Origin of the sequence: Stenotrophomonas sp. CCNWLW57, assembly GCF_037203925.1 — a bacterium.
GTDB lineage: Bacteria > Pseudomonadota > Gammaproteobacteria > Xanthomonadales > Xanthomonadaceae > Stenotrophomonas > Stenotrophomonas rhizophila_A.
The window spans coordinates 146,839-173,662 of record NZ_JBBCBJ010000002.1; the positions used below are offsets into that span (position 1 = coordinate 146,839).

General features: G+C 67.1%; 30 protein-coding genes and 1 tRNA gene. 24 read left to right on the top strand and 7 right to left on the bottom strand.

The annotated features are described in order from the left end of the window. Position 1: 1 nt before the first annotated feature. Genes V9K91_RS05395 through V9K91_RS05405 form a run of 3 tightly spaced genes read left to right on the top strand, consistent with a single transcriptional unit; the run spans position 2 to position 4,001 of the window. Positions 2-652 carry a hypothetical protein gene (locus V9K91_RS05395; protein WP_336443761.1) on the top strand — a complete coding sequence of 217 codons (651 nt, stop codon included), beginning with the start codon at positions 2-4 and terminating at the stop codon, positions 650-652. Next, on the top strand, positions 652-1,851 hold the full coding sequence (locus V9K91_RS05400) for a hypothetical protein (RefSeq protein ID WP_336443762.1): 1,200 nt from the start codon (positions 652-654) through the stop codon (positions 1,849-1,851). Before V9K91_RS05395 ends, V9K91_RS05400 begins: the two co-directional genes overlap by 1 nt. Next, positions 1,851-4,001, top strand: a complete 2,151-nt coding sequence (locus V9K91_RS05405) for a hypothetical protein (RefSeq protein ID WP_336443763.1) — start codon at positions 1,851-1,853, stop codon at positions 3,999-4,001. Before V9K91_RS05400 ends, V9K91_RS05405 begins: the two co-directional genes overlap by 1 nt. A gap of 565 nt (positions 4,002-4,566) precedes the next feature. Here V9K91_RS05405 and V9K91_RS05410 read toward each other — a convergent pair. Beyond that, positions 4,567-5,163, bottom strand: a complete 597-nt coding sequence (locus V9K91_RS05410; protein WP_336443765.1) for a hypothetical protein — start codon at positions 5,161-5,163, stop codon at positions 4,567-4,569. Positions 5,164-5,190: 27 nt separating this feature from the next. Between V9K91_RS05410 and V9K91_RS05415 the strand changes: the two genes are divergently transcribed. The 10 genes from V9K91_RS05415 to V9K91_RS05460 are packed head-to-tail and all read left to right on the top strand — an operon-like array spanning position 5,191 to position 10,005. Next, on the top strand, positions 5,191-5,682 hold the full coding sequence (locus tag V9K91_RS05415) for a glycoside hydrolase family 104 protein (RefSeq protein ID WP_336443766.1): 492 nt from the start codon (positions 5,191-5,193) through the stop codon (positions 5,680-5,682). Beyond that, positions 5,679-5,996 (top strand): hypothetical protein, encoded by a 318-nt coding sequence (locus tag V9K91_RS05420; RefSeq protein ID WP_336443767.1) that lies wholly within the window; start codon positions 5,679-5,681, stop codon positions 5,994-5,996. Before V9K91_RS05415 ends, V9K91_RS05420 begins: the two co-directional genes overlap by 4 nt. Next, complete coding sequence (locus tag V9K91_RS05425; RefSeq protein WP_336443768.1) at positions 5,993-6,211, top strand: hypothetical protein; 219 nt, start codon at positions 5,993-5,995, stop codon at positions 6,209-6,211. Before V9K91_RS05420 ends, V9K91_RS05425 begins: the two co-directional genes overlap by 4 nt. After that, positions 6,205-6,639, top strand: a complete 435-nt coding sequence (locus V9K91_RS05430; RefSeq protein ID WP_336443769.1) for a hypothetical protein — start codon at positions 6,205-6,207, stop codon at positions 6,637-6,639. Before V9K91_RS05425 ends, V9K91_RS05430 begins: the two co-directional genes overlap by 7 nt. Before the next feature lie 59 nt (positions 6,640-6,698). After that, positions 6,699-6,887: a hypothetical protein gene (locus V9K91_RS05435; protein WP_336443770.1), complete on the top strand. Its 189-nt coding sequence runs from the start codon at positions 6,699-6,701 to the stop codon at positions 6,885-6,887. Beyond that, the gene (locus V9K91_RS05440; protein WP_336443771.1) at positions 6,887-7,924 is read left to right on the top strand and encodes a hypothetical protein; all 1,038 of its coding nucleotides are present in this window, start codon (positions 6,887-6,889) and stop codon (positions 7,922-7,924) included. Before V9K91_RS05435 ends, V9K91_RS05440 begins: the two co-directional genes overlap by 1 nt. Further along, positions 7,924-8,664, top strand: a complete 741-nt coding sequence (locus V9K91_RS05445; protein ID WP_336443772.1) for a hypothetical protein — start codon at positions 7,924-7,926, stop codon at positions 8,662-8,664. Before V9K91_RS05440 ends, V9K91_RS05445 begins: the two co-directional genes overlap by 1 nt. A 9-nt stretch (positions 8,665-8,673) precedes the next feature. Continuing rightward, positions 8,674-9,465, top strand: coding sequence for a hypothetical protein (locus V9K91_RS05450; RefSeq protein ID WP_336443773.1), 792 nt, complete (start codon positions 8,674-8,676; stop codon positions 9,463-9,465). A gap of 2 nt (positions 9,466-9,467) precedes the next feature. Then, on the top strand, positions 9,468-9,800 hold the full coding sequence (locus tag V9K91_RS05455; RefSeq protein ID WP_336443774.1) for a tail fiber assembly protein: 333 nt from the start codon (positions 9,468-9,470) through the stop codon (positions 9,798-9,800). 25 nt (positions 9,801-9,825) lie between these two features. Next, on the top strand, positions 9,826-10,005 hold the full coding sequence (locus V9K91_RS05460; protein WP_336443775.1) for a hypothetical protein: 180 nt from the start codon (positions 9,826-9,828) through the stop codon (positions 10,003-10,005). A 61-nt stretch (positions 10,006-10,066) separates the two neighbouring features. On the opposite strand, the gene V9K91_RS05465 is transcribed toward V9K91_RS05460, so the two are convergent. Further along, positions 10,067-10,153: transfer RNA gene (locus tag V9K91_RS05465), tRNA-Leu, on the bottom strand. 74 nt (positions 10,154-10,227) lie between these two features. Between V9K91_RS05465 and V9K91_RS05470 the strand changes: the two genes are divergently transcribed. From V9K91_RS05470 to V9K91_RS05490, 5 genes are all read left to right on the top strand, one after another. Beyond that, positions 10,228-10,920 carry a glutathione S-transferase family protein gene (locus V9K91_RS05470; RefSeq protein WP_336443776.1) on the top strand — a complete coding sequence of 231 codons (693 nt, stop codon included), beginning with the start codon at positions 10,228-10,230 and terminating at the stop codon, positions 10,918-10,920. A gap of 85 nt (positions 10,921-11,005) precedes the next feature. After that, on the top strand, positions 11,006-12,010 hold the full coding sequence (locus tag V9K91_RS05475) for a TraB/GumN family protein (protein ID WP_336443777.1): 1,005 nt from the start codon (positions 11,006-11,008) through the stop codon (positions 12,008-12,010). 70 nt (positions 12,011-12,080) lie between these two features. Beyond that, positions 12,081-12,536, top strand: a complete 456-nt coding sequence (locus tag V9K91_RS05480) for a BLUF domain-containing protein (RefSeq protein ID WP_249834047.1) — start codon at positions 12,081-12,083, stop codon at positions 12,534-12,536. Between the two features lie 286 nt (positions 12,537-12,822). After that, the gene (locus V9K91_RS05485; protein WP_336443778.1) at positions 12,823-14,106 is read left to right on the top strand and encodes a nucleotide sugar dehydrogenase; all 1,284 of its coding nucleotides are present in this window, start codon (positions 12,823-12,825) and stop codon (positions 14,104-14,106) included. Between the two features lie 31 nt (positions 14,107-14,137). Further along, complete coding sequence (locus V9K91_RS05490) at positions 14,138-15,760, top strand: FMN-binding glutamate synthase family protein (protein WP_336443779.1); 1,623 nt, start codon at positions 14,138-14,140, stop codon at positions 15,758-15,760. Here the strand turns inward: V9K91_RS05490 and V9K91_RS05495 are convergent. Together V9K91_RS05495 and V9K91_RS05500 are read right to left on the bottom strand one after the other, a co-directional pair. After that, positions 15,757-17,001 (bottom strand): TIGR03862 family flavoprotein, encoded by a 1,245-nt coding sequence (locus V9K91_RS05495; protein WP_336443780.1) that lies wholly within the window; start codon positions 16,999-17,001, stop codon positions 15,757-15,759. The genes V9K91_RS05490 and V9K91_RS05495 overlap by 4 nt on opposite strands. Positions 17,002-17,006: 5 nt before the next feature. Further along, entirely contained in the window at positions 17,007-17,447 is a 441-nt protein-coding gene (locus V9K91_RS05500; RefSeq protein WP_336443781.1) for an FKBP-type peptidyl-prolyl cis-trans isomerase, read from the bottom strand. Positions 17,448-17,510: 63 nt separating this feature from the next. Between V9K91_RS05500 and V9K91_RS05505 the strand changes: the two genes are divergently transcribed. From V9K91_RS05505 to V9K91_RS05520, 4 genes are all read left to right on the top strand, one after another. Next, the gene (locus V9K91_RS05505; RefSeq protein WP_068850799.1) at positions 17,511-17,876 is read left to right on the top strand and encodes a DUF6164 family protein; all 366 of its coding nucleotides are present in this window, start codon (positions 17,511-17,513) and stop codon (positions 17,874-17,876) included. A gap of 45 nt (positions 17,877-17,921) precedes the next feature. Then, the gene (locus V9K91_RS05510; RefSeq protein ID WP_336443782.1) at positions 17,922-18,668 is read left to right on the top strand and encodes a sulfurtransferase; all 747 of its coding nucleotides are present in this window, start codon (positions 17,922-17,924) and stop codon (positions 18,666-18,668) included. Positions 18,669-18,759: 91 nt separating this feature from the next. After that, entirely contained in the window at positions 18,760-19,749 is a 990-nt protein-coding gene (locus V9K91_RS05515; protein ID WP_093534515.1) for an LLM class flavin-dependent oxidoreductase, read from the top strand. Between the two features lie 122 nt (positions 19,750-19,871). Beyond that, the gene (locus V9K91_RS05520; protein ID WP_068850805.1) at positions 19,872-20,372 is read left to right on the top strand and encodes a pyridoxamine 5'-phosphate oxidase family protein; all 501 of its coding nucleotides are present in this window, start codon (positions 19,872-19,874) and stop codon (positions 20,370-20,372) included. Here V9K91_RS05520 and V9K91_RS05525 read toward each other — a convergent pair. Beyond that, entirely contained in the window at positions 20,369-21,028 is a 660-nt protein-coding gene (locus V9K91_RS05525; RefSeq protein WP_093534090.1) for an exopolysaccharide biosynthesis protein, read from the bottom strand. The two genes, V9K91_RS05520 and V9K91_RS05525, sit on opposite strands and share 4 nt — an antisense overlap. Next, entirely contained in the window at positions 21,012-22,334 is a 1,323-nt protein-coding gene (locus V9K91_RS05530; protein WP_217535997.1) for a hemolysin family protein, read from the bottom strand. The genes V9K91_RS05525 and V9K91_RS05530 overlap by 17 nt, the downstream gene beginning before the upstream one ends. Before the next feature lie 272 nt (positions 22,335-22,606). On the opposite strand from V9K91_RS05530, the gene V9K91_RS05535 reads away from it, so the two are divergent. Both V9K91_RS05535 and V9K91_RS05540 read left to right on the top strand, forming a co-directional pair. Then, entirely contained in the window at positions 22,607-23,233 is a 627-nt protein-coding gene (locus V9K91_RS05535) for a DUF47 family protein (protein ID WP_068850813.1), read from the top strand. Between the two features lie 13 nt (positions 23,234-23,246). Continuing rightward, complete coding sequence (locus V9K91_RS05540; RefSeq protein WP_068850816.1) at positions 23,247-24,368, top strand: inorganic phosphate transporter; 1,122 nt, start codon at positions 23,247-23,249, stop codon at positions 24,366-24,368. 506 nt (positions 24,369-24,874) lie between these two features. On the opposite strand, the gene parE is transcribed toward V9K91_RS05540, so the two are convergent. Next, positions 24,875-26,764 (bottom strand): DNA topoisomerase IV subunit B, encoded by a 1,890-nt coding sequence (gene parE / locus V9K91_RS05545; protein WP_068850819.1) that lies wholly within the window; start codon positions 26,762-26,764, stop codon positions 24,875-24,877. Between the last annotated feature and the right edge of the window lie 60 nt (positions 26,765-26,824).

A 26,824-nucleotide genomic window follows, 5' to 3' on the forward strand; every position in this document is an offset into this window, starting at 1 on the left:
CATGGGCCAGTTCATTCCTCTCGCAATCATGGCCGCCGGCACCCTGGCGCAGCAGTCCGAAACCGAGCGCGTCACGCGCAAGCAGGACGAGGCGACCGCGCAGGGCCTGCTCAGCCAGTCCCGCCGGCAGCAGGACGCCGATCGTCGCGTGAGCGATGAGGTCAACAACGTGGCTGCCAGCACGTCTTCGGACGAGCGCGCCCAGCGCCTGGGCGAATACGTGACCCAGCTGCAGCGCGGGCGCAAGCAGGCCGTGGCCGGGCTGGAAGCCCCGTTCGGCGGCACCACCTTCCAGGCCGATACCGGCGCGGCGCGTGCCGGTGCAGACGCCGCCGCGCAGACCACCGCCGGGCTGATGTCGCGCATCGACGCGCCCCAGCTGCAGCGGCAGGGTGAGGCATTCGGCTACGGCCGGTTGGCCACCGACATCGACATGGCCGCACGCGATAGCCGCGGTCAGCAGTTCATCGACCAGATGCGGCTGCGCGCGATCCGCCGGCGCCCCGAAGTGGACCTGCTTGCCGGCCTGGCTACTGCCGCTGGTGGAGCCATGGCCGGTGGCGGTGGCGGGATGATGGGCGCCGCCTCTGCGCCGCAGTACGGCGCGAACTACTACGGGGTCTGGAACCCCAACACCATGGGGGTGGCGTGATGGCTGATCCATACAACGCCGGGCAGGCGCTGGGCTCCGCGCTCTTCGGCAGCACCCAGGACACCTACACCAACCAGCTGGGCCGGCAGTACCAGGTCGAGCAGGCGCTGCAGCAGGCGCGGCAGGCGCGGTCGAAGGCGATCCTCGCGCAGCAGGTCAATGACCAGCGGGCGCTGGTGAACCCGGAGCTGGTGAGCGGCGTTCTGGGCGGTGATCAAGACGCGCTTGGCACTCTGGGCAGTATCGCGCTGCTGGCCAACGACAACTTCGACGCCAGTCAGCTCAGCGACGTACTCGGCGCTGCCGCGAGCAGCGGCGCGCGCAATGCTGCGTTGGCGGGCGACTACAACGGGGCGAATGCTCAGCTGTTCGCACTGGCCAAGGGGCCGCAGCAGCTCGCCTCCGTCGAAGGTCAGAACCTGCTCGGCAACCGCTTCCTGGTCGGCGGCGGCGACGTGAGCACGACCGAACAGGGCCGCGCCGGCATGGCCGCCGATGCTGCCCGTGCGCGCGCGTCCGACGCCAGTGCGGCCAGTTCCTACGCGTCTGCGGCGCGCACCCGGCAGGGCATGGCGCTGGACCGCGCCGATGTCCTGGGCGGTGGTGGCCGTCCCTCCAGCAAGGCGCCGAGCGGATATCGCTGGAAGGCGGACGGGAGCCTGGAAGCGATCCCCGGCGGCCCGGCCGATATCACCGGCACGCTGGGCGACCCGACCGCGAAGGCCACCGAGGGCGAGCGCAGCGCAGCCGGGTTCCTGCAGCGCATGGTGCAGTCCGAGGCGGAGCTGGAAGAATTGCGCGCCGGCGGCTACAACGCCGCCAACCTGCGCGACTTCTACACGGCAGGCGAGGGCACGTTCCTCAACCAGTTCGCGTCCGACAAGGGCCAGGTCAACCGGCAGCAGCAGGAAGACTGGGTGCGCGCGAAGCTGCGTAAGGAATCCGGCGCGGTCATCGGCGACGAGGAGATGGATCGCGAGATCAAGACTTATTTCCCGCAGCCGGGCGATAGCCAGGCCGTGCTGCAGTCGAAGGGGCGAAGCCGCGAGCGCGCCATCACTCAGATGCGCATCACAGCAGGCCGGGCAGCCTCCCTTGGCGACCGTCCGCCGCCGGCGGCTGCACCTGCCGCACGTCCAGGGCTGCCAGCGCCAGCTGGTGGCGTCGATGACCTCCTCGGCAAGTACGGGATCCGCTGATGGCAACCCTTGAGCAGCTCGAACAGGCCCTGCGAGCAGCGGACGCTGCCGGCAACACCGAAGACGCGCGCCGGTTGGCGCAGGCGTACAAGACGCAGCGCGATGCCATGCCGATCACCGACCTGCCCGCTGTCCAGGCAGAGCGCCCTGACTTCAGCGGCGTGACGGCGACCGTCGACAGCACCGCTGACGGCCGGCAGGCCGACGGCTGGAAGGCGGGCATCCCCCGCGACTTGGCCTTCGGCGCGCGGTCGGTGCTGCAGAGCGTGGGAAGCCTGCTCGGCGCTGTGGGTGGTGACGCCTTGGGCGCCCTGGAAACGAAGATCACTGGTCGCCCCGTGGCCAGCTTCCGCGACAACGCCACGGCGCTGGGCGACAGCCTCGGGCTTCCGAAAGCCCAGACCTCCGGCGACAGGGTGCTAGGCGACATCGGCGAGGCATTGGCAGGCACCGGGCTGACCCTCGGTGCCGGCGGCTTGGCAAACGCTGGGCGCACGGTGCTGCCAACTGTTGCGCGTGCGGCGCCTGCGCCCCAGGTCATTCCGACCTTGGGGCAGCGCGGCGCGGAACTACTCACCGCCCAGCCCGCACTCCAGGCCGTCAGCGCCGCGACCGGCGCAGCGGCCAGCTCTGGTGCACGCGAAAGTGGTGTCGGCCCGCTTGGGCAGGCAGCGGCCGGCCTGCTCGGCGGCTTCACCCCGGCAATCGCCACCAGCGGCGTGCAGTCCGTGCTGCGCGGCGGGCTGCGCGGCGGCGAGCCTGGGCGCAAAGCGCTGGAGCAGACCATCGACGATTTCGCCACCCTGGGTGCGACGCCGTCGGTGGGGCAGGGAACTGGCGGCTGGACGGCTCAGGGGGCTGAAAGCCTGCTGGCCGGCGGCCCAACGAGCGGCGGCGTGATGCGCCGGTATGCGGAGAAGCAGAACGAACAGATCGGGGAAGGCCTGGGAGATCTGAGCAACCAGCTTGCGCGGAACATCAGCGGCGAGCGCGCCGGCCGCGCGATCGAGAAGGGCGTCGACACGTTCGCGAAGAACACCGGGGCGATGCGCAAGGCGCTGTACTGGCAGGCGGATCAGCACATCCCGAGTGACACGCGGATCGGCGTCACCAACACGGAGCGAGCCCTGGCCGAACTGACCACGCCCATCGCCGGTGCAGAGGCAACGACGGGCGCTCAGATCAGCCCGAAGATCCAGCGCATGGCCGACACGCTGGCCGAGGACGTGGCCGCCGCGCAGCAGGCTGGTCAGGCCGGCATCCCCTACGAGGCGGTGAAGCGGATCCGTAGCCAGATCGGCGAGGAGCTGTCCGATTTCTCCCTCTCCACCGACCGGCCCACCGCCCAGCTGAAGCAGCTCTACGCGTCGCTGTCGCAGGATCTTGAGGCCGCCGCCCAAGCTCAAGGCCCGAGCGCCGTTGCCGCTGTGAAGCGTGCCAGCAACTACTTCAAGGCGTCCGCCGATCGGCTGGAAACCCTGGAGCGGATCGTGGACAAGAACGGTGGCCCGGAGAAGGTATTCCAGGCCGCGATGGCCGGCACGAAGGATGGCGCCACCACGCTCCGCGCCGTCATGCGCTCCCTGCCGGAGGACGGCCAGAAGGCGGTCAGCGCCGCGGTGATCAAGCGCATGGGCTTGGCGAATCCAGGCGCCCAGAACGCTGCGGGCGATGCCTTCAGCCCGAACACGTTCCTCACCAACTGGGGGAACATCAGCCCGGAGGCGCGGCGCACGCTGTTCGGCCGATATGGCAAGGAATTCAGCGACAACATGGACAAGGTGGCCAGGGTTGCCGAGCGGATCAAGGAGGGGTCAGAGGTATTCCGCAATCCCAGCGGCACCGCGAATCGCGGCGCGGCCATCGCGTACCCGGCCACCATCGGCGGTCTGGTGATCACTGGGCAGCTTGGCCCGGCGGCTGTAACCGTGGGCGGCGGTGTGCTGGCCAATGGGCTGGCGCGCGCCATGACGAACCCGAAGTTCGTGAAGTGGCTGGCGCGTTCTACGGAAATGCCCATCGGGGCGCTGCCGGCTCAGCTCAACGTGTTGAAGCGGATGAGCGCCGAGAACGATGACGAGTCGATCTCTGAGGTTGCAGATGCCTTGGCCGCATCAGGCGAAGGGGCCTCTGAGACCCCAGATCAGTAGATAGAGGGCGCAGCCAAGCAGGCCGGTCACCAGCAGTACTATCGACGCGGGGATCCAGAAGCGGTCCCACCAGGTGAGCGGATGCTCCGCGTCGAACGCGCGTGCCTTGTTGGTCCGAGTGATCTTCTGCCAGGCGCTTACGGGGTGGAAGTGGCCAGTCCCTGCCCAGCGGTCTTCCATTTTCGGTGGATGCGTCATTTCCGGGTTTCCTTGCACATGTAGAGTTCAGAGCCACCTTCGCGGCGGCAGTCAAGCCCGCATTCGTAGTCACCCCAGCCGCTCTGTTCGGCCAGCGCTTGGCCAGCATCGTCCAAACCTTCCCGATAATTGCGCAACAGCCATATCGCTTGCGCTTGGCATTCCACGAAGGTTGGGAACGTGCCCCTCACGGCCTCTCTCGGATCCACTGCGGAGAAAGACTGCCCCGGTGGATAGACGAAAGCTGTCCAGACCTCAGGTTCCTTTCGGCATGCCGCGAGGACCAAGGGAAGTAGCAGGAGGGCGGCGGATCGGCTCATGCGCGGATGGTAGCACCGGCCGCGTGGGGCGGCCGGCCTGTGGTGGTTTAGGCTGCAGTTTCGAAGATGGGCCCGGTGCCGACGGCACGCCCTTCCGGGTCGATGACCCAGACTTGGTATGCCGCGTAGTGGAGGTATGGGTAACCGTCCGCCTCGTTGTACATCGGGACTTGGTCGCCAGCGATGGTGAAGCCGTGTTTGTGCTCAGGGACGCCCATGATGTGCCCCCAGACTACGGGCGACCCACCTTCATCGACCACGATTGTTCCGGCTTTTGGCGAGTCACTGAACGCGGCGTCGGCAGCATCCTTAACCCGGAACAGCCAGTCGTGGTTAGGCGCCAAGGTAATGCCGGTTGAGCCATCTGCCTTGCCAATACCGCCAATGTTGGGCCCCGCAACGGAGAGAATGCTCTTGTGAGGGCCTTTCGGGGTATCAAAGTCGCAGCGGAACCACCAGTTGCCTTTAGCGAAGAACAGTCCACCTTTGGGGACGTCCTCCGCCTTGGATTTTACGAACAGGCTTATTGGAAAGCTCATCTTCACTTCCTTGGTTGTGAGGCTGAAGTCTATGCCTAACAACTGCCCGGTTTTCTGAATTGGGCGGACTGGCTCCGTTGATCCCTTCCGGTAGCCCTGCAGCATGGCCCCATCACACAGGGCGGGGCCGCAATGGCGACCATCACAGCAGCAGAGGCTGGCGGCCAGAACGTTGTGGCGTTCTTGGACATGCTGGCCTGGTCCGAAGGGACCGACAACGGGCGGCAGCCGACCAGGAACCACGGCTATGACGTACTGGTGGGCGGCGGCCTCTTCACCGACCTGTCGAAGCACCCGGCCCGGCTGGTGCGGCTGAATTCGAAGCTGTCATCCACTGCCGCTGGCCGCTACCAGTTCCTCTCCCGAACCTGGGGCGTCCTGCAAAAACAGCTGGGCCTGCCGGACTTCGGGCCGTTGAGCCAGGACAAGGGCTGCATCGAGCTGATCCGGGGGCGCAAGGCGCTGGCTGCGGTCAAGGCGGGCCAGTTCGACAAGGCCGTCGCCCTGTGCGCCCGCGAGTGGGCCAGCCTGCCGGGCGCCGGGTACGGGCAGCACGAACAGAGCCTCGAAAAGCTGCGGGCCATCTACCAGAAGGCCGGCGGAAAAGTGGGCGGGGCCGCATGACCATGGAAGCCCAGTCGAGCCAGGACGGCCGCACCCGCCTTTCGCTCGGTCCTGTCGAGCGCTGGATCGTGACGATCTTCGCCGCCGCCATCGTCTACAGCGCCTATTGGCTGGTCGGTTCGGTGCAGTCAATGCTGACCCAGCAGCAGGTCGCCAACCAGCAGATGCTCGGCATGCAGCAGCAGCTGCAGACCATCAACACCCAGCTCGCCGACGTGCCTGCGTTGAAGCTCGAACTCGCCAAGTTGGCGATCAAGGTCGAGCAGCAGGAACAGGACCTGAAAGAGCAGCGCCAACTCAGGGGAATCAAATGAAGCTGCAGCTGATCGACGGGTGGCACCGCGCCTGGAAGCTGGCATCTGTATGGGTGTTTGGCCTGGTCACGGTGTTCCCCGACATCTACGACGCGATCGCGGCCATGGGCTGGATGGATGAGCTGCCCGAGCCGGCGAAGTGGTCGATTCGCGGACTGGGCGCGCTGGGCGTGATCGCCCGGGTGCTGAAGTCCCGGAAGAAGCCGCCATGCTGAGCATTGACCCTATCCGCCCGTACCTGTGGGCCGTGAAGGCAGGCGCCATCATGATCGCGCTCACTGCTGTGTTCGTCAGCGGCTACGGCCATGGCAAGGACCGGCAGGCGGCCAAGGACCAGGAGCGCATCGACAACTTGGCCGCGGCGCGCGATGCCGCCCAGGCTGAGGCTGCCGAGAACCTGCGCGCTGCCAATGCCTGTGGCCAGCTTCTGAGCGACGTGAACGACCAGTCGCAGCGCCAGATCGATGAAGCCGCCCGGGCCAAGGCGGCGGCGCAACAGGCTGCTGCTCGCGCTGAAGCGGCGGCCGCTGCCGGCCAGCGCCGCGCCGTGGCTGCCGAGAAGGCGCTGCAGGATGCGAAATCCACGCCGGCGTGCCGGTCCCAACTGGAGATGCCGCTGTGCGACGCCATTCCCTTGCTCTGATCTTGGCGCTGCCGCTGTGCGGCTTCGGGAGCTGCTCGAAGAAGCCCGAGTCTCCAGTCATGCCGAAGGTCGTTACCGTTACCGTCGAAAAGCAGGTGCCCGTAGAAGATCGGCTGACCAAGCCGTGCCCGGCCACGCGCGCCAAGACCCGTACGGTCGAAGCCGTGGTGGCCGCCTACAACGCCAACATTACCACCCTTGAGGACTGCGACGGCCGCATGTCCGAGATCCGCGCCCTGGGGCGGTAATGGGCGCCAAGAAGCGAGTTCCGCTCCATAAGGACCCCCGCGGCTTCGTCGATGTCGACCCGTCCGCGACCGAGGGCGCCATCCTGGGTGTGAACCTACGGGACTCGGCCGGCCGGGTAATTCGCCCGGAAGACGTGATCAATCAGCCCACCAGCGGTGGCGGCGGCACGGGCAGCATCGCCTCGACCATCTGGAAGCTGATCCGCGAGATCCCCGCCAACATCCAGAAGCTGGCCGCGCTGATCGGCAGGGGCTTTGCCATCCGCCGCGATGACGGCGAGTGGGCGCTGCGCACGCTGCAACCTGGCGACGGCATCGATATCGCCAACGGTGACGGCGAGGCCGGCGACCCGACGATCAGCCTTGAGGATCTGGCCGACTCTGGCGCGGGCGCTCTCCTGGCGATCACCCGCGACGGCAAGGGCAGGGTGTCGGGCACGCGCACGGCCACGATCACCGGCACCAGCAACCAGATCAACGTGGTCAACGGCAACGCCGCAGCAGGCGCCCCCACCCTGTCCCTGGCCACTGCCGTGATGATCTCGCTGAGCAAAGCCGACAGCGCGGTGCAGTCGGTTGTGGCCGGCAGCGGCATCGCCGTCAACAACGCCGACCCGCGCAATCCGGTGGTGTCGCTCATCGCGGGCGGCTTCGGTCCACCGCCGACCGACGGCACGCCGTACGTCGGGCTCAACGGCGCTTGGGAGCAGGCCAACGCGCCAGCCTCCCGGTTCTGGTTGGTGGAGTACCCGCTGCTGACGGACCAGGCCGGCAACCAGCTGACCGATCAGGCCGGCAATTTCCTGATGGCGAACAGCCCGATCGTGCCCCCGGGCTGGCCCAGCAGCACTGTGGCCCCCGCGGCGCCGCTGCAGGTGCTGACCCTGGCGCAGGCAAATGCGCTGGTGAACCCGCCCGATGGGCAGTACGTGCTGATCACCGACCTCTCGGGCGGACGGGAGCTGTGCTGGTACGACATCACCGCGCCGGGCAGCACGAAGTGGCGGCGCGTCTCTGACCGGAGCATCGCGAACTGATGGCCTCAGATCCGTCCATTTCGATCATCCGGGGCCTGCAGGCGTCGGTCGCGCTGAACGGGCTGACCGTGAGCATGTCGCCGGGCATGTGCTATGTGCCTGGCACCGGGCGGGTCCTGAGCGACGGCACCGCCACGGTGACGCTCAGCAGCCCAGCGCCCAACACGTTCTACCACCTGTACGGGTACGACGCCGGCGGCGGGGTCATGGCGCTGGAGGCGAGTACCACGCCGCCCGATGCGCCATACCTGGGCACGGCGCGGTGCAAGCAGGGCGACCCGACCCGGCGCTACCTGATCTCCGGCCGCACCAACGCAAGCAGCGTGTTGCGCCCGGGCCGGCACACGCGCCCAGCGGAGATGGGCAATCGGGTCATGCTGGACGCGGCAGTGGCTGCTGGCAGCGTCCCTCTGGGCCTGCTGTCCCTGTTCACGGCCACCACCAGCACGAATATCGACCTCTCGGCGGTGCTGCCGGTGACTGCCACGCGCGCAATCATCCAGGTGCTGAACCCCTCGAGCCGCACCCTGTACGTGTCGCGCAATGAGGTTGCCGCAGCGTCGGCCACCAACTACCAGTACGCGGCGATCCCCGGCTCCTGCCCGGTGCTGGACGTGACGCTCGGCGCTGATCGCAGCTTCAACTGCGTCCTCAGCTCCACCGACATCCTCGGCGGGATCATCGCGATCCTGACCGGCTCCGTCACCATCAACCTGGTCGGCTACGAGTTCGACCGCTAGGACCTGACCATGGCCAACATCAAGTACGCCGACACCAGCAACCCGCTCATCGCCCCAACCGATGACGACCAAGTCATGTTCAAGACTGGCGCCGGCGGCGACGCGCGCGCTCCGCTGGTCCAGCCCAAGGGCTACATCGACGGCCTGAAGCTGGAGTGGGTGTCCGGCACGCAGGTCCGTGTCACCCCGGGTGCGGCCTATGTCCCTGGGCCCAAGCGCATCGCTGAGCTGGCATCGGCGGTGGTGCTTACGCCGTCGCTTGCCGCCAGCACCTGGTATCACGTCTACCTGACGGTGGCCGGCGGGGTCGTGAGCGCCGAGGCAAGCACCACGGCGCCTGCCGCGCCGTACACCGGCACCGCCCGGGCCAAGACCGGTGACACCTCGCGGCGGTACATCGGCAGCTTCAGGACGAACGCCAGCAGTCAGGTCATTCGCTTCGTCCATTCTCCTTCCGTCGGCGCGGTGAAGTACCTGACGGACATCAACGGGAGCGGCCTTCAGGTCCTGTCGAACGGCAACTCCACCACCAGCGTGACGGTCAGCGTCGCCGGGGTGGTGCCCGTGACCGGGTTCGTGATGGATTCCTTCGCCGAGAACACCGGGACCACAGTGGTTTACATCAACAACCCGGATATGGGCGCGGCCGGGCCGGCCAGCATCTTGCAGTTCCTTCGGGCCAACGGCGTGATATTCGGCGAAATGTCGATAAACGACCTTCAGCAGTTCAACTACAGCCTGAACTCGGCGTCTACCAACGGCCTCACCGTCTGGTGCGTCGGGTACAAGTTCATGAGGTGACCATGTACGCCATCACCGAAACCAGCTACCGCGCCATTACGCCAGACATGCCGCTCAGCCAGGGCGAGACGAAGGTCGACGTGTTGCCAGATGCTCTCCTTGCACGGATCAAGGCCGACCAGAAGCGCTTCGAGCGCGACCAGCTACTGCGGGATACCGATTGGACGCTGATGGCTGACGCTCCACTGACGGCCGCGCAGAAGACGGCGATTGGCGTCTACCGGCAGCAGCTGCGGGATCTCCCGGCGCTGCCTGGCTTCCCGAACGTGCCTTGGCCGGTGCTGCCGACGCTGAGCGGTGCTGCTGGCGGGGGCGGCACGGTTCTCATCCCCTGAGCCGCCCTGGGCGTATCGTGGCCGCATGGACACCCCAGACAAGCCCGCGCCGGCCGACCGCCCGGACCCCACGAAGCTCCAGCCCAAGCTGGGGCACCTGCTGCTGCCCGACAGCCGCACCCCTGAAGAGCAGCGCGCCGCGTCGCTCAAAGAGTCCGCCCGGCGCAAGGGCAGGGGGCGTGGAAAGTGGTGGGAGAAGGGCTGACGACTGCACAAAACCTGCACCGAGCTGTTTTGTGTGGCGCCTGAAAATCGGCCGAAACCCTTGGTGCCCGGAGCCGGAATCGAACCGGCATGGGGTTGCCCCCGGCGGATTTTAAGTCCGATGCGTCTACCAGTTTCGCCATCCGGGCGGCGCTGCGGAGGGATTGTAGCGGAATCCTAGGGGGCGCTAGCATCAGCTTTCCTGCTCCGGGCCATTCTGCATATGCTGAAACTGCACATCGGCAACAAGAACTACTCCTCGTGGTCGATGCGGCCGTGGGTGCTGATGACCCAGGCCGGCATTCCGTTCGACGAGGTCGTGCTGCGCTTTGACAGCTTCGACCCGGACTCGCAGTTCAAGCGCAGCGCCGAGGCGTTGTCGCCCTCGGGCACCGTGCCGGTGCTGGTCGATGGCGCGCTGGTCGTCTGGGATTCGCTGGCCATCGCCGAATACCTGGCCGAACGGTTTCCGGAATCGGCGCTGTGGCCGCAGGAGACCCGCGAACGTGCGCTGGCCCGCAGCGCGACCGCCGCCATGCACAGCGGGTTCGGCGCGTTGCGCTCGCATTTCCCGATGAACATCGAGGCACTGCTTCCCGAGGTCGGGGCGCGGGTACTGCGCGAGCAGCCGGACGTGGTGGCCGACCTGCAGCGTCTGCAGGCGCTCTGGGAGCGGTTGCTGGCGCGTCACGAGGGCCCGCTGCTGTTCGATCGTTTCAGCATCGCCGATGCGTTCTTCGCGCCGGTGGTGATGCGCCTGCACACCTACGCCGTGCCGGTGTCGCCGCGCGTTGCCGCCTACATGCAGCAGGTGCGGGCGCTGCCGGGCGTGCAGGCATGGATCGCGGCGGCGCTGGACGAGCACGATTTCCGCCCGTTTGAAGAGCCCTATCGGCAGGCACCGGACCCGGGCTGATCGGCACCGGTACTTGAGGCACGGTTTACCCCGCTGCGCTGCGCGCCGTACGCTGCACGGCAGGCGCACAGGAAGGTGGACAGGCATGGCGAAGAGGGCAGCAGCAGGCGCGTTGCTGGTGTGGCTGGCCTGTGCGGGTGTGCCCGAAGGCAGGGCGCAGCAGGCACCGCCCGAGGTGGTCGACCTGGCGCCGGTGGTGGTCTCCGGCGTGCAGCCCGGGCCGGGCATGTGGCGGGTCACCAATGCGCAGGGCCACACGTTGTGGATCCTGGGCACGGTATCGCCGCTGCCGGCCAGGCTGGACTGGCGCGCCGACGAGGTCAAGGCGGTCATCGCCAGCGCCGATGCCGTGTTGGGGCCGCCGGGCTGGACGCTGGATGCCGATGTCGGCTTTTTCAGCCGGCTCACCCTGCTGCCCTCGGCCATGAAGGCGCAGCACGACCCGCAGGGCAGGCGACTGCAGGAGATTCTGCCGCCGGAGCTGTATGCGCGCTGGCAGCCGTTGAAGGCCCGTTACCTTGGGCGCGGCAATGGGGTGGAGAAGGACCGCCCGCTGGTGGCCGCCACGCGGCTGTACGTGGCTGCCCTCGACGAGGTTGGGCTCAGTCCCCGATCCGGCGTGGGCAAGCTGCTTGAAAAGGCGTACAAGGTCCGCGGCCTGACGCCCGTGGTGACCCGGGTGGAGGTCAAGGTGGACGATCCGCGCGCCGCACTGAAGGAAGTGCGGGCCAGCCCGCTGCAGGACGTGGCCTGCCTGCAGCGGACGCTGGACGTGGTTGAACACCAGATGCCGCTGCTGGTCGAGCGCGCCAACGCCTGGGCGGCAGGGGATATCGACGCGCTCCAGCAGTTGGCCTTGAAGAGCCAGTACGACGCCTGTGTCGGCGCGATTGCCGACAGCGAGCTGGGGCGCCGGCGTGGCATGACCAACCTGGATGCACGCGCGGCGGAGAAGTGGATGGGCGCGGCACGCACAGCGCTGGCCGGCAACGCGGTCACCTTTGCGACCGTGCCCGTGCACACCCTGGTGGAACCGGGTGGCTATCTCGAGCGGCTGCGCCAGGCCGGCTACCACGTCGAGTCGCCCTGAGCCGGAAAACCATCTTTTCACCCCCGCGATCTTCATGGCATAGTCATGTGGACTTCACCGGGGGGTGCATATGGCGTTGCAGGCGTTCGCCTATGTAAGCGAGGCAGTCGACGGCATCGACGGTCCGGGCATCGACCGCATCCTCGCCGAGGCCTCCAACTTCAACCGCGTGGCCGGTGTGACCAGCGTGCTGATGTTCGATGGCCGGCGCTTCCTGCAGTACATCGAGGGCCCGGATGATGGCGTAGCCCCGGTCGAGCAGCGTGTGATCAACGCGCGCAGCCACCAGCAGATGCGCGAACTGGCACGCGGCGAGGTCGGCACGCGTCATTTCCCGCGCTGGACGATGGCCTCTGCCCGCATCGACCCGGACGTGATGAGCGCGATCATCGATGCCGACTGGACGGGGTTCGCCGCTTCCGCGCCCGTGGATGGCCAGCGCCGGGTCGGCTTCGCGCGTCTGCTCGAGGTATGGACCGGCGTCTCCGGCGAACTCGAACCCGCAGCCGTGACGCTGGGCTCGTGAGTGGCGTCGCTCGTAACACAAAGATCACAGTCCGCTTCGTACCATGTGTCTACCAGCTGTGACCGGTCCGGGGTATGCCCCGGGGTTGTCTGAAAGGGAAGTAACCGCAGCTGGACCACTTGTTGGCCGTCGTCCGTACTCTCCGCGGGCGGCGGCTTTGTTCTTTGTGGCGCAGCGCCTGCCGCGTTAGGCTTGTCGCAACTGTTTCCTGGTGGTGCCCCCGCATGATCGATCGTTCCCCCGCGTACCTGTTGCCGCGCCTGCGCGCGCCTGCGGGGCTGGCCGGATGACGGCGGCCGACCGCGCCGCACAGGCACGCATCGGCGTGATCGGACTGGGATATGTCGGCCTGCCGTTGACGGTCGCGTTCGGCGCGCAGCTGCCCACGCTCGGCTACGACATCGACCATGCGCGCGTCGCCGAACTGCAGCAGGGCCGCGACCACACCCTGGAAATGTCGGCGGACAAACTCGCTGCTGCGGTGCAGGCGCGCTACAGCGTCGACCCGGCCGACCTTGCCGCGTGCACCGTTTACATCGTGACCGTGCCCACCCCGATCGACGCACACGAACAGCCGGATCTTGGCCCGCTGCGCGACGCGAGCATCCTGATCGGCAGCGTGCTCAAGCCCGGCGACCTGGTGATCTACGAATCCACCGTCTACCCCGGCACCACCGAGGAGGTCTGCGTGCCGCTGCTGGAAGCCGGCTCCGGGCTGCGCTTCAACCAGGACTTCCACTGCGGCTACAGCCCGGAACGGATCAACCCGGGCGACCGCCAGCGGCGCCTGCCCGACATCCGCAAGATCACCTCCGGATCCACCCCGGAGATCGCCGCGCTTGTCGATGCGTTGTACGCGCGCATCATCACTGCGGGCACCTGGCCGGCACCGTCGATCCGCGTGGCCGAAGCGGCCAAGGTGATCGAGAACATCCAGCGCGACGTCAACATCGCGCTGGTCAACGAGCTGGCGCTGATCTTCGACCGGCTCGGCATCGATACCCAGGATGTGCTGGATGCCGCCGGCAGCAAATGGAACTTCCTGCCGTTCCGCCCCGGCCTGGTCGGTGGCCACTGCATCGGCGTGGATCCGTACTACCTTCTGCACAAATCCGAAAGCGTGGGCTACCACCCCGACCTGATCCACACCGCGCGGCAGGTCAACAACCGCGTCGGCGCGCACGTGGCGCAACGCGTGCTGGCGCTGCTGGCCAGCCGCGGCAAGGCACCGCAGGGCGCACGCGTGCTGGTGCTGGGGGTGACCTTCAAGGAGAACTGCCCGGACCTGCGTAACAGCCGCGCGCTGGAACTGGCCCAGGCGCTGCAGTCCAGCGGCGCGCAGGTGCATGTGCAGGACCCGTGGGTCGGTCCGGCCACGCTGGAAGGCAGCGGGGTGCAGTGGGTGGAACAGCCCGACCCGCAGGGCTACGACGCGGTGGTGCTGGCGGTGGCGCATGACCGCTTCCGCGCGATGGACACCGCACGGATCCGCGCGCTGCTGGCGCCGGATGGGATCGTCTACGACGTGAAGTCGGTCTGGCCACGGGACGTGGTCGACGACCGCCTGTAGACTCGAACCCGCTTGTTGATCGAGGAAAGCCATGCATCGTTACCTGGTCTACGTGCTCGCCATCCTGTTGCTCCCGGTTTCGCTGTACCTGGCCGGGTACTGGGTCGCCTGGTACTGGGGCGTGGGCATCAGCGCGGCGATGGTCATCGTGGGCACCTGGGACCTGCTGCAGAAGCGCAGCACGCTGCGCCGCAACTACCCGGTGATGGCGCATTTCCGTTACGGCCTGGAATCGATCGGCCCGGAAATCCGCCAGTACTTCGTGCAGAGCGATCTCGAGGACGTGCCGTTCTCGCGCCAGCAACGCGCGCTGATCTACCAGCGCTCCAAGAACGAAATGGACGTGGTGCCGTTCGGCACGCTGCGCAGCACCTACGCGGTGGACTACGAATGGATCAACCATTCGCTGGCGCCGACCGAGGTGGCCGACCACGACTTCCGCGTGCTGATCGGGCCCAACTGCGCCAAGCCATATTCGGCCAGCGTGTTCAACATCTCGGCCATGAGCTTCGGCTCGCTGTCGGCCAATGCGATCCGCGCGCTCAACGAAGGCGCGCGCCGTGGCGGTTTCTACCATGACACCGGCGAAGGCTCGATTTCGCCCTACCACCGCGAGATGGGTGGCGACCTGGTCTGGGAAATCGGCTCCGGCTATTTCGGCTGCCGCGATGAGCACGGCGGTTTCAGCGAAGAACGTTTCGTCGCCAACGCCAACACCGACCAGGTGAAGATGATCGAGATCAAGCTGTCGCAGGGCGCCAAGCCCGGCCACGGCGGGGTGTTGCCGGCCGCCAAGGTCAGCGCCGAGATCTCCGCCACCCGCGGCGTACCGATGGGCGTGGACTGCGTGTCGCCGTCGAAGCACTCGGCGTTCAACACGCCGGTGGAACTGCTGCAGTTCGTGGTGCGCCTGCGCGAGCTGTCCGGTGGCAAGCCGGTCGGTTTCAAGCTGGCCATCGGCCACCCGTGGGAATGGTTCGGCATCGCCAAGGCAATGCAGGAGACCGGGCTGCTGCCGGATTTCATCGTGGTCGACGGTGCCGAAGGCGGCACCGGCGCGGCGCCGGCCGAGTTCATCGACCATGTCGGCGTGCCGATGCATGAAGCGCTGTTGCTGGTCCACAACACGCTGGTCGGCCTGGACCTGCGCGACCGTATCCGGGTCGGGGCGGCGGGCAAGATCAGCAGTGCCTTCGAGATCGCGCGCACCATCGCGCTGGGCGCGGACTGGTGCAATGCCGGGCGGGGTTTCATGTTCGCGCTGGGCTGCATCCAGTCGCTGAGCTGCCACAGCGACCGCTGCCCGACCGGCATCGCCACCCAGAACCCGAACCGATGGCGGCACCTGGACCCGGCCGACAAGGCCACCCGCGTGCACAACTACCACGAGAACACCTTGCGTGCGCTGCGCGACCTGCTGTGCGCGGCCGGCCTGCAACATCCGGCCGAACTGGGCCCGGAACACATCGTGCGCCGCGTGTCGCCGGTGGAGATCCGCTCGCTGGCCTCGCTGTACCGCTACCTCACCCCGGGCGAACTGCTGCGCCGGGTGCCCGACCACGCGGTATTCCACGACTTCTGGGCGGATGCACGCAGCGACTCGTTCCAGCCACCAGCACGCATCCAGGCACTACGCAACAGCAAATCGCGCTAGCGGGCGAGGTACTCCACCACCCCGCGCCCGGCACGCAATCCGCTGGCGAAACACGCGGTCAACAGATACCCGCCGGTAGGCGCTTCCCAATCCAGCATCTCCCCGGCGCAGAACGTGCCGGGCAGATCGCGCAGCATCAACGTGTCATCCAGCGCTTCCAGCCGCACGCCGCCGGCGGTGCTGATCACCTCGTCGATCGGTCGCGGCCGCAGCGGCGACAGCGTCAGCCGCTTCAGCGCGGCGGCGATGGTTTCGGCCGGCAGCTGGCCGGCGTCCTTGCCCAGCACTTCAAACAACAGCGCCGATTTCACTCCACTCAGACCCAGCTGCCGGCGCAGGTGTTCGCCGAAGCTGCGGCCCTGGCGTGGCTTGTGCAGCTTGTCCAGCAACTGCGCTTCGGTCTGCCCGGGCAAGAGGTCCAGCTGCAGCTGCACGTGGCCATCACGCGCCAGGCGGTCGCGCAGGTCCGCGGCAAGCGCATAGATGAGGCTGCCTTCAATGCCATTGGCCGTGATCACGCACTCACCCTGCTGCGTGCGTTCCTGGCCGTCGAGCCCGAGCCAGTGCGCGACCACCGGCTTCAACGGGGCGCCGGCCTGGCGGTCGCGGAAGTAGGGCGTCCAGTCGATGTCGAAACCGCAGTTGGCCGGTTTCAGCGGTGCGAGGTCGATGCCGCGTGCGGCCAGCGGCGCCACCCACGCGCCGTCCGAGCCAAGCTCGGGCCAGCTGCCACCGCCCATCGCCAGCACCACCGCATCGGCCTGCACCGTGGCAACCCCGTCCGGCGTCTCGAAGCGCAGCGCACCGTCGTCCTGCCACCCGGTCCAGCGGTGCTGCACATGGAAGCGCACGCCCTGTTCCTTGAGCCGCCGCACCCAGCCACGCAGCAGCGGGGCCGCCTTGCGGTCGACCGGGAACACCCGCCCGGAGGTGCCAACATAGGTGTCCACGCCAAAGCCTGCCGCCCACTCGCGCAGTGCGGGGCCGTCGAAATCGGCCAGCCACGTGCCGACCTCGGTCGCACGCTCACGGTAGCGGGACACGAACACGTCCTGCGGATCGGAATGGGTGAGGTTCAAGCCGCCCTTGCCGGCGATCAGGAACTTGCGCCCGGGCGAGCCTTTGGCCTCGTACAGGTCCACGGCGTGGCCGGCGGCGCGCACGGTCTCTGCCGCCATCAGCCCGGCCGGGCCGCCGCCGATGATCGCCACGCGTCGCGCAGGGTGGACGGGAGTGCTCATGCGGTTCAGCGCGGCTTGACGTCGAGCAGCTCGACATCGAACACCAGCGAGGCGTTCGGCGGGATCGGGCCGGCGCCGGAGGCGCCATAGCCGTAGTCAGCCGGAATCATCAGGGTGCGCTTGCCGCCGACCTTCATGCCGGCAAAGCCTTCGTCCCAGCCCCTGATCACCCGGCCCTGGCCCAGCCCGAAGCTGAACGGCTCGCCGCGATCGACCGAGCTGTCGAACTTTTCGCCGTGCTTATCGGCGGCTTTCTCGTCGTACACCCAGCCGGTGTAATGGACCACGATGGTGCTGCCCGGGGTGGCCTCGGCGCCGGTGCCGGGCTGGGTGTCGATCTTCTCTAAGGTGGCGATGCTGCCGCCCGGCGGCGGGCCGGGCGGGGTGCAGGCGGCCAGCAGCGACAGCAGCGCGGGAACGAGCAGGAACTTCGGCAGAGCACGCATGGGCGGCACCGGATGGAAAATGGGACGCAAGGGTAGCGCATCGCCGGGCGCTATCATGGGCGCATGTCGAAACTGCTGCTCAACCTGCGCAATGTCGCGGACGATGAAATCCAGGATGTGATCACCCTGCTGGACCGGGCGGGCATCGCCCATTACCGCACCGAACCCAGCCCGTGGGGAATCTCCTTTGGCGGGATCTGGATCCGCGACGACGCCGACCAGCCCCGGGCCAAGGCCCTGATGGCCGAGTACCAGCAGGCGCGCGGCGAGCGGGTCCGCGCCGAGCGCCAGGCCGCGCTGGCCGACGGCAGCGCCGAAACCTTCGGCACGCTGCTGCGGCGCCGCCCGCTGTTCGTGGTGGCGGTGCTGGCCGGCATGCTGGTGGCCGCCGCGCTGGTACTGCTGCCGTTCGTGCTGCTGCGCGGCTGAATGCCCGGTTGGGCGGGTGGGGCGGGGCCCGGGTAAAATGGGCGGATGATCGCCAATACCGCCGCCTATCACTTCACCCCGATCGCCGACCCGGACGCGCTGTGTTCCACGCTGCTGGCGCGCGCCGAGGCGGCCGCACTGCGTGGCACCGTGCTGGTGGCGGGCGAGGGCATCAACCTGTTCCTGGCCGGCCCTGAAGCCGGCATCGACGGCTTCTACGCCGCGCTGCGCGCCGATCCGCGCTTCGAGGGGCTGCGGGTGAAGACCAGCTACAGCCGGATGCAGCCGTTCGCCCGGCTCAAGGCCAAGGTCAAGCCGGAGATCATCAGCTTCCGCATCGACGACGGCCAGCCGCTTGCCTATCCACGCGCCCCCTCGGTGGACCCGGCCACGGTGCAGCGCTGGCTGCGCCAGGGCCATGACGATGACGGCAAGCCGGTGGTCATGCTCGATACCCGCAATACCCAGGAAATCGAGTACGGCACCTTCCAGGATGCGCTGGTGCTGCCGATAACAAAGTTCACCGACCTGCCCGAGGCACTGGCCCCGCACCGCGACGCGTTGCGTGACAGCACCGTGGTCAGCTTCTGCACCGGTGGCATCCGCTGCGAGAAGGCCGCGCTGTGGATGCGCAACGATGGCATGGACAACGTGCTGCAGCTGGACGGCGGCATCCTCGGCTACTTCGAGGCCGTGGGTGGCGAAGGCTACGACGGCCGCTGTTTCGTGTTCGATGAACGCGTGGCCCTCGACGCGGAATTGAAGCCGCTGGTTGACCAGGCCGCGGATTGATATGGCGCGGGAATCAGCATTCCGCCAGCGGCCATGGTGTCCTTCGACCGGCGCCCCCATCAACAGGGGATAACCTTTGATGGAACGCCCCATGCAACTGTCGATTCTTGATCTGGCCCCGGTCTGCGAGGGCAGCGATACCACCCAGGCCTTTGCCAACATGCTCGACCTGGCCCAGCACGCAGAAGGCTGGGGCTTCCACCGCTACTGGCTGGCCGAGCACCACAACATGCCAGGCATCGCCAGCGCCGCCACTGCTGTGCTGATCGGCCACGTGGCCGGCGGCACCCAGCGCATCCGCGTCGGGGCTGGCGGGATCATGCTGCCGAACCACTCCCCGCTGCAGGTGGCCGAACAGTTCGGCACGCTCGCCTCGCTGTACCCGGACCGCATCGATCTCGGCCTGGGCCGCGCGCCGGGCACCGACCAGCCCACCGCACGCGCCCTGCGACGCTACTTCGACAGCGCCGACCAGTTCCCGCAGGACGTGCGCGAGCTGCTTCACTATTTCGAGCCGGCGCAGCCCGGGCAGGCCGTGCGCGCGGTCCCCGGCGCGGGCATCCCGGTGCCGGTGTGGCTGCTGGGCTCCAGCCTGTTCAGTGCACGCTTGGCGGCGGCAATGGGCCTGCCGTTTGCCTTCGCTTCGCATTTCGCCCCGGATGCGATGGACGAAGCGCTGGCGGTGTATCGCCGCGAGTTCCGCGCCTCGCAGTACCTTACCGCGCCGTACGCGGTGCTGGGCCTGAACGTGGTGGCGGCCGAATCCGAAGCCGAGGCCAAGCGCCTGTTCACCACCCAGCAGCAGAGCTTCGTCAACCTGCGTCGCGGCCTGCCGGGCCTGATTCCACCGCCGATCGACGACATCGAAGCCTTCTGGCAGCCGCACGAGAAGATCGGCGTGCAGAACGCGCTGGCCTGCGCGGTGGTCGGCGACCAGCGCCAGGTCAGCGAAGGCATGGCCGCGTTCGCCGCGCGCCACAAGCCCGACGAACTGCTGCTGACCGCCAACATCTACGACCATGGCGCGCGCAAGCGCTCGTTCGGGTTGGCGATGCAAGCGTGGAAATCGGCGACGCGCTGATGGGTAGAGCCAGCCCTGCGTGGCTGGCGCACTCCACACGCGAAGGCGACGTGACCATCCGGTTCACGTCGCCATTCCCACCCTTCCGGTGTGATGGAGCTCCTTACTCCAGGAGTCACCGCATGGCCGACCAAGATCGCCAGCAGCACATCGAACAGCTGGCCGAACTGATCCGCGACGTGGACATCGCCATGTTCACCACCACTGGCGTGGACGGGCGCCTGTACAGCCGCCCGCTGGGCACCCAGGAAGTCGAATTCGACGGCGACCTGTGGTTCGCCACCGCCGCCGACAGCCCCAAGGTGGCCGAGATCGCGCTCAATCCGCGCGTCAACGTGGCCTATGCCTCGCAGTCGAAGAACACCTACGTCTCGGTGGCGGGCATCGCGCGCATCGTCGACGACCGCGCCAAGGTGGAGGAACTGTGGTCGCCTCCGATGAAGCTGTTCTTCCCCGGCGGCAAGGACGATCCGAACCTGCGCCTGATCCACGTGCGTGCCGAATCGGCCGAGTACTGGGACGGCCCCGGCACGCTGCTGGGCAAGGCGCTGAGCTTCGTGCTCTCCGCAGTCAGCGATGACCCGAGCACGTTGTCCGACAACGGCGTGGTCGACCTGCGTTAGAACCAGCGCTGGAACAGCTCGGTCAGGTAGTGCACCAACTGGCCGGAGCTGAAGCTGAAGAACAGCACCGCGGCAATCGCGCCGATCCAGTTGACCAGCATCAGGGTGCCGTCGCGTTCCAGCAGCGCCAGCGAGAACAGCAGCAGCTGGAACCCGAACAGGTAGTTGGTGAACGGGATCGGCAGCGACAGCAGCACGCCGGTCAGCACCAGCAGCAGGCCGGTGAATGCATGCGCCGGCAAGGGCACGAGAAGGGCCGGACGACGCGGCTTGAGCATGCGATCCAGGCGGCGCAGCGCGCCGTCTATCTTCCCCAGGAATTTATGCATCGTGCCGCGTCGCGGCCCGCGGTTGGCGATGAACCCCGGCAGCCACGGGCGCCGCATGCCGCACAGCATCTGCACGCCGATCAGGACTACCAGCGGACCGCTCACGGCGCCGCCCAGCCCGGGAACCGGAATGAACGACGGCAGGATCGCAATGAACAGGAACACGCCGAACGCGCTCTGCTGCAGGCCCTGCAGGATCTGCCCCAGGCGCAGGCGTTCGTCGGGATCGCCGTGGTCGAACATCGCCAGCAGCGTACGGATGCCTTCGTTCTGGTATTCCGGGCGGCCCTGGTCCGGCGCCGGGGGCGGATCAGCCGGTGAGTTCATCAGTCTCCTCTTCGGCCAGCGTGCGCAGCAGCAGCTTGTCCACGCGCGCGCCGTCCAGGTCGACGATCTCGATGCGCCAGCCGGCCCAGTCGAAGTACTCCCCGGCATGCGGAATGCGGCCGAAGTAGTGGATGCACATGCCGGCCAGCGTGTAGTAGTCGCCGTCATCGGCATCGGGCAGTTCGGCGTTGCCCATCAGCTCGCGCAGGTCTTCGATCGACAATGACCCGTCCACCAGCAGCGAGCCGTCCTCGCGGGTCACCACCAGCGCGTCCTCGTCGACGTTCTCCACCGACTGCATGCGGCCGACCACCGCGCCCATCAGGTCGCTGATGGTCACCAGCCCCTGGATCTCGCCGTACTCATCCACCACCAGCGCCACCGACTGCTGCTCCTCGCGGAAGATCTCCAGCAGCTTCATCGCATGGGTGGATTCGGAGACATACAGCGGCTCGCGCAGTTGCTGGAACAGCGAGTGCTCATCGCGCACCAGGCGGGTGACCAGGCTCTTGACCTCGAGCACGCCGACGATGTCCTGGTCGTTGCCGCGGAACACCGGGTAGCGCGAGAACTCGTGCTCGCGCATGGTGGCCAGGTTCTTCTCCGCGTCGGCCTGGGTATCGAGCCAGGCGATCCGGTTGCGCGGAGTCATCAGGCTGTCGGCAGTGCGGTCGCCCAGGCGCATCACCCGGTTCATCATGTCGCGCTCATGCGCGTCGATCACGCCGGCCTCGTGGCTTTCGGCCACGAGCATGCGGATCTCCTCTTCGGTCACCGTGGCGGCTTCGTCATTGCCCAGACCCAACAGGCGCAGGACCAGCCGGGTGGTCTTGGACAGCAGCCAGACGAACGGGAAGGCCAGCTTGGCCAGCCAGCTCATCGGCAGGGCGACCAGCCCGGCGATGTCCTCGGAGCGGGTCAGCGCCAGGCGTTTGGGCACCAGTTCGCCGAAGATCAGCGTGACGAAGGTGATCAGGGTGACGGCCAAGCCCTTGCCGACCAGTTCGGCGTGGCCGAAGCCGGGCATCAGGCTCTTGATCCAGATGGCAATGGCCTCGCCGATGGCGTCGCCGCCGAGCAGGCCGGTCAGCACGCCGATCACGGTGATACCGATCTGGACGGTGGAGAGGAAGCTTTCGGGCTTCTCGGACAGCTCCAGCGCCTTGGCGGCGCGCTTGGAGGTGCCGGCCATCTGCTTCAGGCGGCTCTTGCGCGAGGTCATGACCGACATCTCGGACATGGCGAAGAACCCGTTAAGCAGGATCAGGGCGAAAACAAGCAGGATCAGTTCAAACACGGGCGTCATCCCCGGTTGGTGGCAGGGAGGGCGTGTTCAAGCGCGGGCGGCTACCGGGCCAGGTCAGGCCTGGCGGGCGCGGCGGGGGATAAGGGTCGTCGTCCATAGAGTGCACCCGAAGGTGCCCGCGCATCTTAACAAAAGCCGGGGGGAGGGGTGCAAACAGGGTCGTTCAGGTGGCCCGGTGGCAGTGTGAAGACGACGGGAGTACCCGGATTGGACATCAAACCGTCATAATTCCGCCCGGTGCCGTCCTTCCTCGACGGCGAATAGGTTTCTCAATGTTCTCTCTGCAGACCATTTTCGGCTCCGGCAAACAGTTCTATACCCTGCTGGACGAGGCTGCCCAGGCGGCCTACGACAGCGCCAAGGCGCTGCATTCGATGCTGCGCGACGCCGACCGGCAGCCCGCGCTTGACGCGTTCAAGCTGGCCCGCCTGCGCGAACGCGCCGCCTCGGACAAGATCAGCCAGGCGCTGGTGGACAGCTTCATGACCCCGATCGAGCGCGAAGACATCGAAGCGCTGGGCTCGGCGCTGTACAAGATTCCCAAGCAGGTCGAGAAGTTCGCCGACCGCTACTCGCTGGCCACCAAGCATCTGGAACACATCGATTTCGCGCCTCGCGCGGCGATGCTCGAACAGGCCGCCAGCGTGGTGGTTGAGATGGTCCACGACCTGCGCAACATGAACCTGGACCGGATGACCGCGCTCAACGAGAAGCTGCGTGCACTGGAGAACGAAGCCGATCGCCTGATGCTCGAGCTGTACCGCGACATCTACTCCGGTCGCCTGGACAACCTGCAGATGTTCCTGCTCAAGGAGTTCTTCGAGATCCTGGAAAAGGCCATCGACCGTTGCCGCGAGGCCGGTGTGGTGGCTTACCAGATCGTGCTGAAGAACAGCTGACGGACGCCACAGCATGCTGACCCTCGTTCTGGTGGTGATCCTGGCCGCGCTCGTCTTCGAGTTCATCAACGGCTTCCACGACACCGCCAACTCCATCGCCACCGTGGTGGCGACCAAGGTGCTCTCGCCCGGCTGGGCGGTGATGCTCGCCGCCTTCATGAACCTCATCGGCGCCCTGACCGGCACCGCCGTGGCGCTGACCATCGCCTCGGGCCTGCTCAACACCGGCGTGGTTGACGTGACCCCGCAGGTGATCCTGTGCGCGCTGCTGGGCGGCATCATCTGGAACCTGATCACCTGGTGGAAGGGCCTGCCGTCGTCGTCCTCGCACGCGCTGATCGGTGGCCTGTGCGGCGCCGGCCTGGCCGCCGCCCACAACAACTGGGACGCGCTGATCTGGTCCGAACGCATCGGCACGTGGGCGCAGAACAAGGGCCTGCTGTGGAAGGTGTTCCTGCCGATGATCACCTCGCCGATCGCCGGCTTCCTGCTCGGCATCGTGGTGATGCTGCTGCTGTGGGCGATCATCGCGGGCATGGCCAAGGCCGGTGGCTGGCTGGGCCGCCTGGCCCGCCCGCGCATCGTCAACGCGTTCTTCGGCAAGGCGCAGATCGTGTCGGCCGCCTACATGGGCTTCGCCCACGGCCACAACGACGCGCAGAAGACCATGGGCATCATCGCCATGACCCTGATCGGCGCCGAGGCGACCGGCGCACTGAACGACCTGCCGTCCTGGCTGGCCTTCATGCACCCGGACGCGCACGCCGGTGATGGCATCGCGATGTGGATCGTGCTGACCTGCGCGGTGGTGATGGCCGCCGGTACCGCCTCGGGCGGCTGGAAGATCATCAAGACGCTGGGCCACAAGATGGTCAAGCTGCACCCGATCCACGGCTTCGCGGCCGAGACCAGCTCGGCCACGATCCTGACCCTGGCCGCGCACTTCGGCATGCCGGTTTCGACCACCCACAGCATCTCCACCGCCATCATGGGCGTGGGTTACGCCAAGAACCCGCGTTCGCTGCGCTTTGGCGTGATCGAACGCATCGTGTGGGCCTGGATCCTCACCATCCCGGCCGCCGGCGGCTGCGCCTACCTGATCCTGAAGCTGTTCGAGCTGTTCGGCTGGACCTGATAGGGTTGGTTTGAAAAGCGAAAAACCCGGCTTCGGCCGGGTTTTTTTTGTGTCTGCTGGTTGGTCGCGAAGAGCAGCGTTTTCATTTTTTCCGCCCCCGATAGATGGTCGCGTGCGGATACCAAAATCAGACACGCATGGCGTGGCCCTACGCGGCGGGCATGCCGAATGTGCGTGGGGTCGGTAGCGTCGGTTCCCGAACGACGGCACGGAACGCCACCGCGGCCGGTAACGCATCAAAATGATCGGCACCGCCGTTGATCTCCCATGGCCACCAACTAACCGTCGAGGGTCGGCGGGGGCGGGGGTACGGGGGCTTTGCGAAACATGGATGTTTCGCAAAGCCCCCGTACTCCCGCACCCGCCGGCCCAGCTCAGGCCAAGCGACGGCCACCGGCTGTTCGCCAGATGCATGAAGCTGCCGGGCAGGGCCCGGCACTACGGAATTGCCTGCCACCCGCGAGAGCCAAAAAAAATCCCGCCGAAGCGGGATTTTTCATCAGCAATCAAACTTCGAGGGAAGCCAGGTCGCCCTTGTTTTCCAGCCACTGCTTGCGGTCGCCCGCACGCTTCTTGGCCAGCAGCATGTCCATCAGCGCGCTGGTCTGCTCGCCATCGTCCACCGTCAGCTGCACCAGGCGGCGCGTGTCGGGGTGGATGGTCGATTCGCGCAACTGGTGCGGGTTCATCTCGCCCAGGCCCTTGAAGCGGGTCACGTTGACCTGGCCCTTGATCTTCTCGCGCTCGATCTTGTCCAGCAGCGAACGCTTTTCTTCCTCGTCCAGCGCGTAGAACACCTGCTTGCCCACGTCCACGCGGAACAGCGGTGGCATCGCCACGAACACGTGGCCCGCATCCACCAGCGACGGGAAGTGCTTCAGGAACAGCGCCGTCAGCAACGTTGCGATATGCAGGCCGTCCGAGTCCGCGTCGGCCAGGATCACCACCTTGCCGTAACGCAGCCCGCTGATGTCCTGCTTGCCCGGGTCGCAGCCGATCGCGATGGCCAGGTTGTGCACTTCTTCCGACGCCAGCACGCTGCCCGACGACACTTCCCAGGTGTTCAGGATCTTGCCGCGCAGCGGCATGATCGCCTGGAAGTCCTTGTCACGCGCCTGCTTGGCACTGCCACCGGCCGAATCACCCTCCACCAGGAACAGCTCCGTGCGCGACAGGTCCTGGCTGATGCAGTCCGCCAGCTTGCCCGGCAGGGCAGGGCCCTGGGTGACCTTCTTGCGCACCACCAGCTTTTCGGTCTTCAGGCGCGCACTGGCACGCTCGATCGCCAGCTGCGCGATCTGCTCGCCCAGCGCCACGTTCTGGTTCAGCAGCAGGCTGAAGGCGTCATGTGCCGCGCCTTCGACGAACCCGGCGGCCTGGCGCGACGACAGCCGCTCCTTGGTCTGCCCGCTGAACTGCGGGTCGGTCATCTTCAGCGACAGCACGAACGAGACCCGGTCCCACACGTCTTCCGGGGCCAGCTTCACTCCGCGCGGCAGCAGGTTGCGGAAATCGCAGAACTCGCGCAGCGCCTCGGTCAGGCCCGTGCGCAGCCCGTTGGCGTGGGTGCCGTGCTGCGCGGTTGGAATCAGGTTGACATAGCTTTCCTGGACCAGCTCGCCTTCCGGCAGCCACGCCACCGCCCAGTCCACCACCTCGGTATCTTTCTTCAGCTGGCCCACGAACAGCTCGGCCGGCAGCATTTCGCGCTCGCCCAGCTCAGCCTTCAGGTAATCGCTCAGGCCATCTTCGTAGTACCAGGTGTCCTGCTCGTCGGTGGCCTCGTCGCGCAGCTTCACTGTCAGGCCCGGGCACAGCACCGCCTTGGCGCGCAACAGGTGGCGCAGCGCCCGCAGGTTGTACTTGGGCGTGTCGAAGTACTTCGGGTCGGCCCAGAAGCGCACCCGCGTACCGGTGTTCTTCTTGCCCACGCTGCCGACCACTTCCAGCGGCGTGGCGCGGTCGCCATTGCGGAAGGTGATGCGGTGCTCGCTGCCATCGCGCCGGATATGCACTTCCACCAGCGTCGACAGCGCATTGACCACGCTCACGCCCACGCCATGCAGGCCGCCGGAGAAGGTGTAGTTCTTGTTGTTGAACTTACCGCCCGCATGCAGCCGGGTCAGGATCAGCTCCACGCCGGGCACCTTCTCCTCCGGGTGGATGTCCACCGGCATGCCGCGGCCGTCATCGGTGACCTCGCAGCTGCCGTCCTTGTACAGGGTGACCTCGACCGTCCGGGCGTGCCCGGCCAGCGCTTCGTCCACGGCGTTGTCGATCACTTCCTGCGCCAGGTGGTTCGGGCGCGCGGTGTCGGTATACATGCCCGGGCGGCGCTTGACCGGGTCCAGGCCGGACAGGACTTCAATATCGGCGGCGTTATAGCGGGTGTTCATCTGTCTTCATAAAGCGCATAGCGACGGCGAAGTTTGCGGTCTGGCCGGTTTTTTTGCACG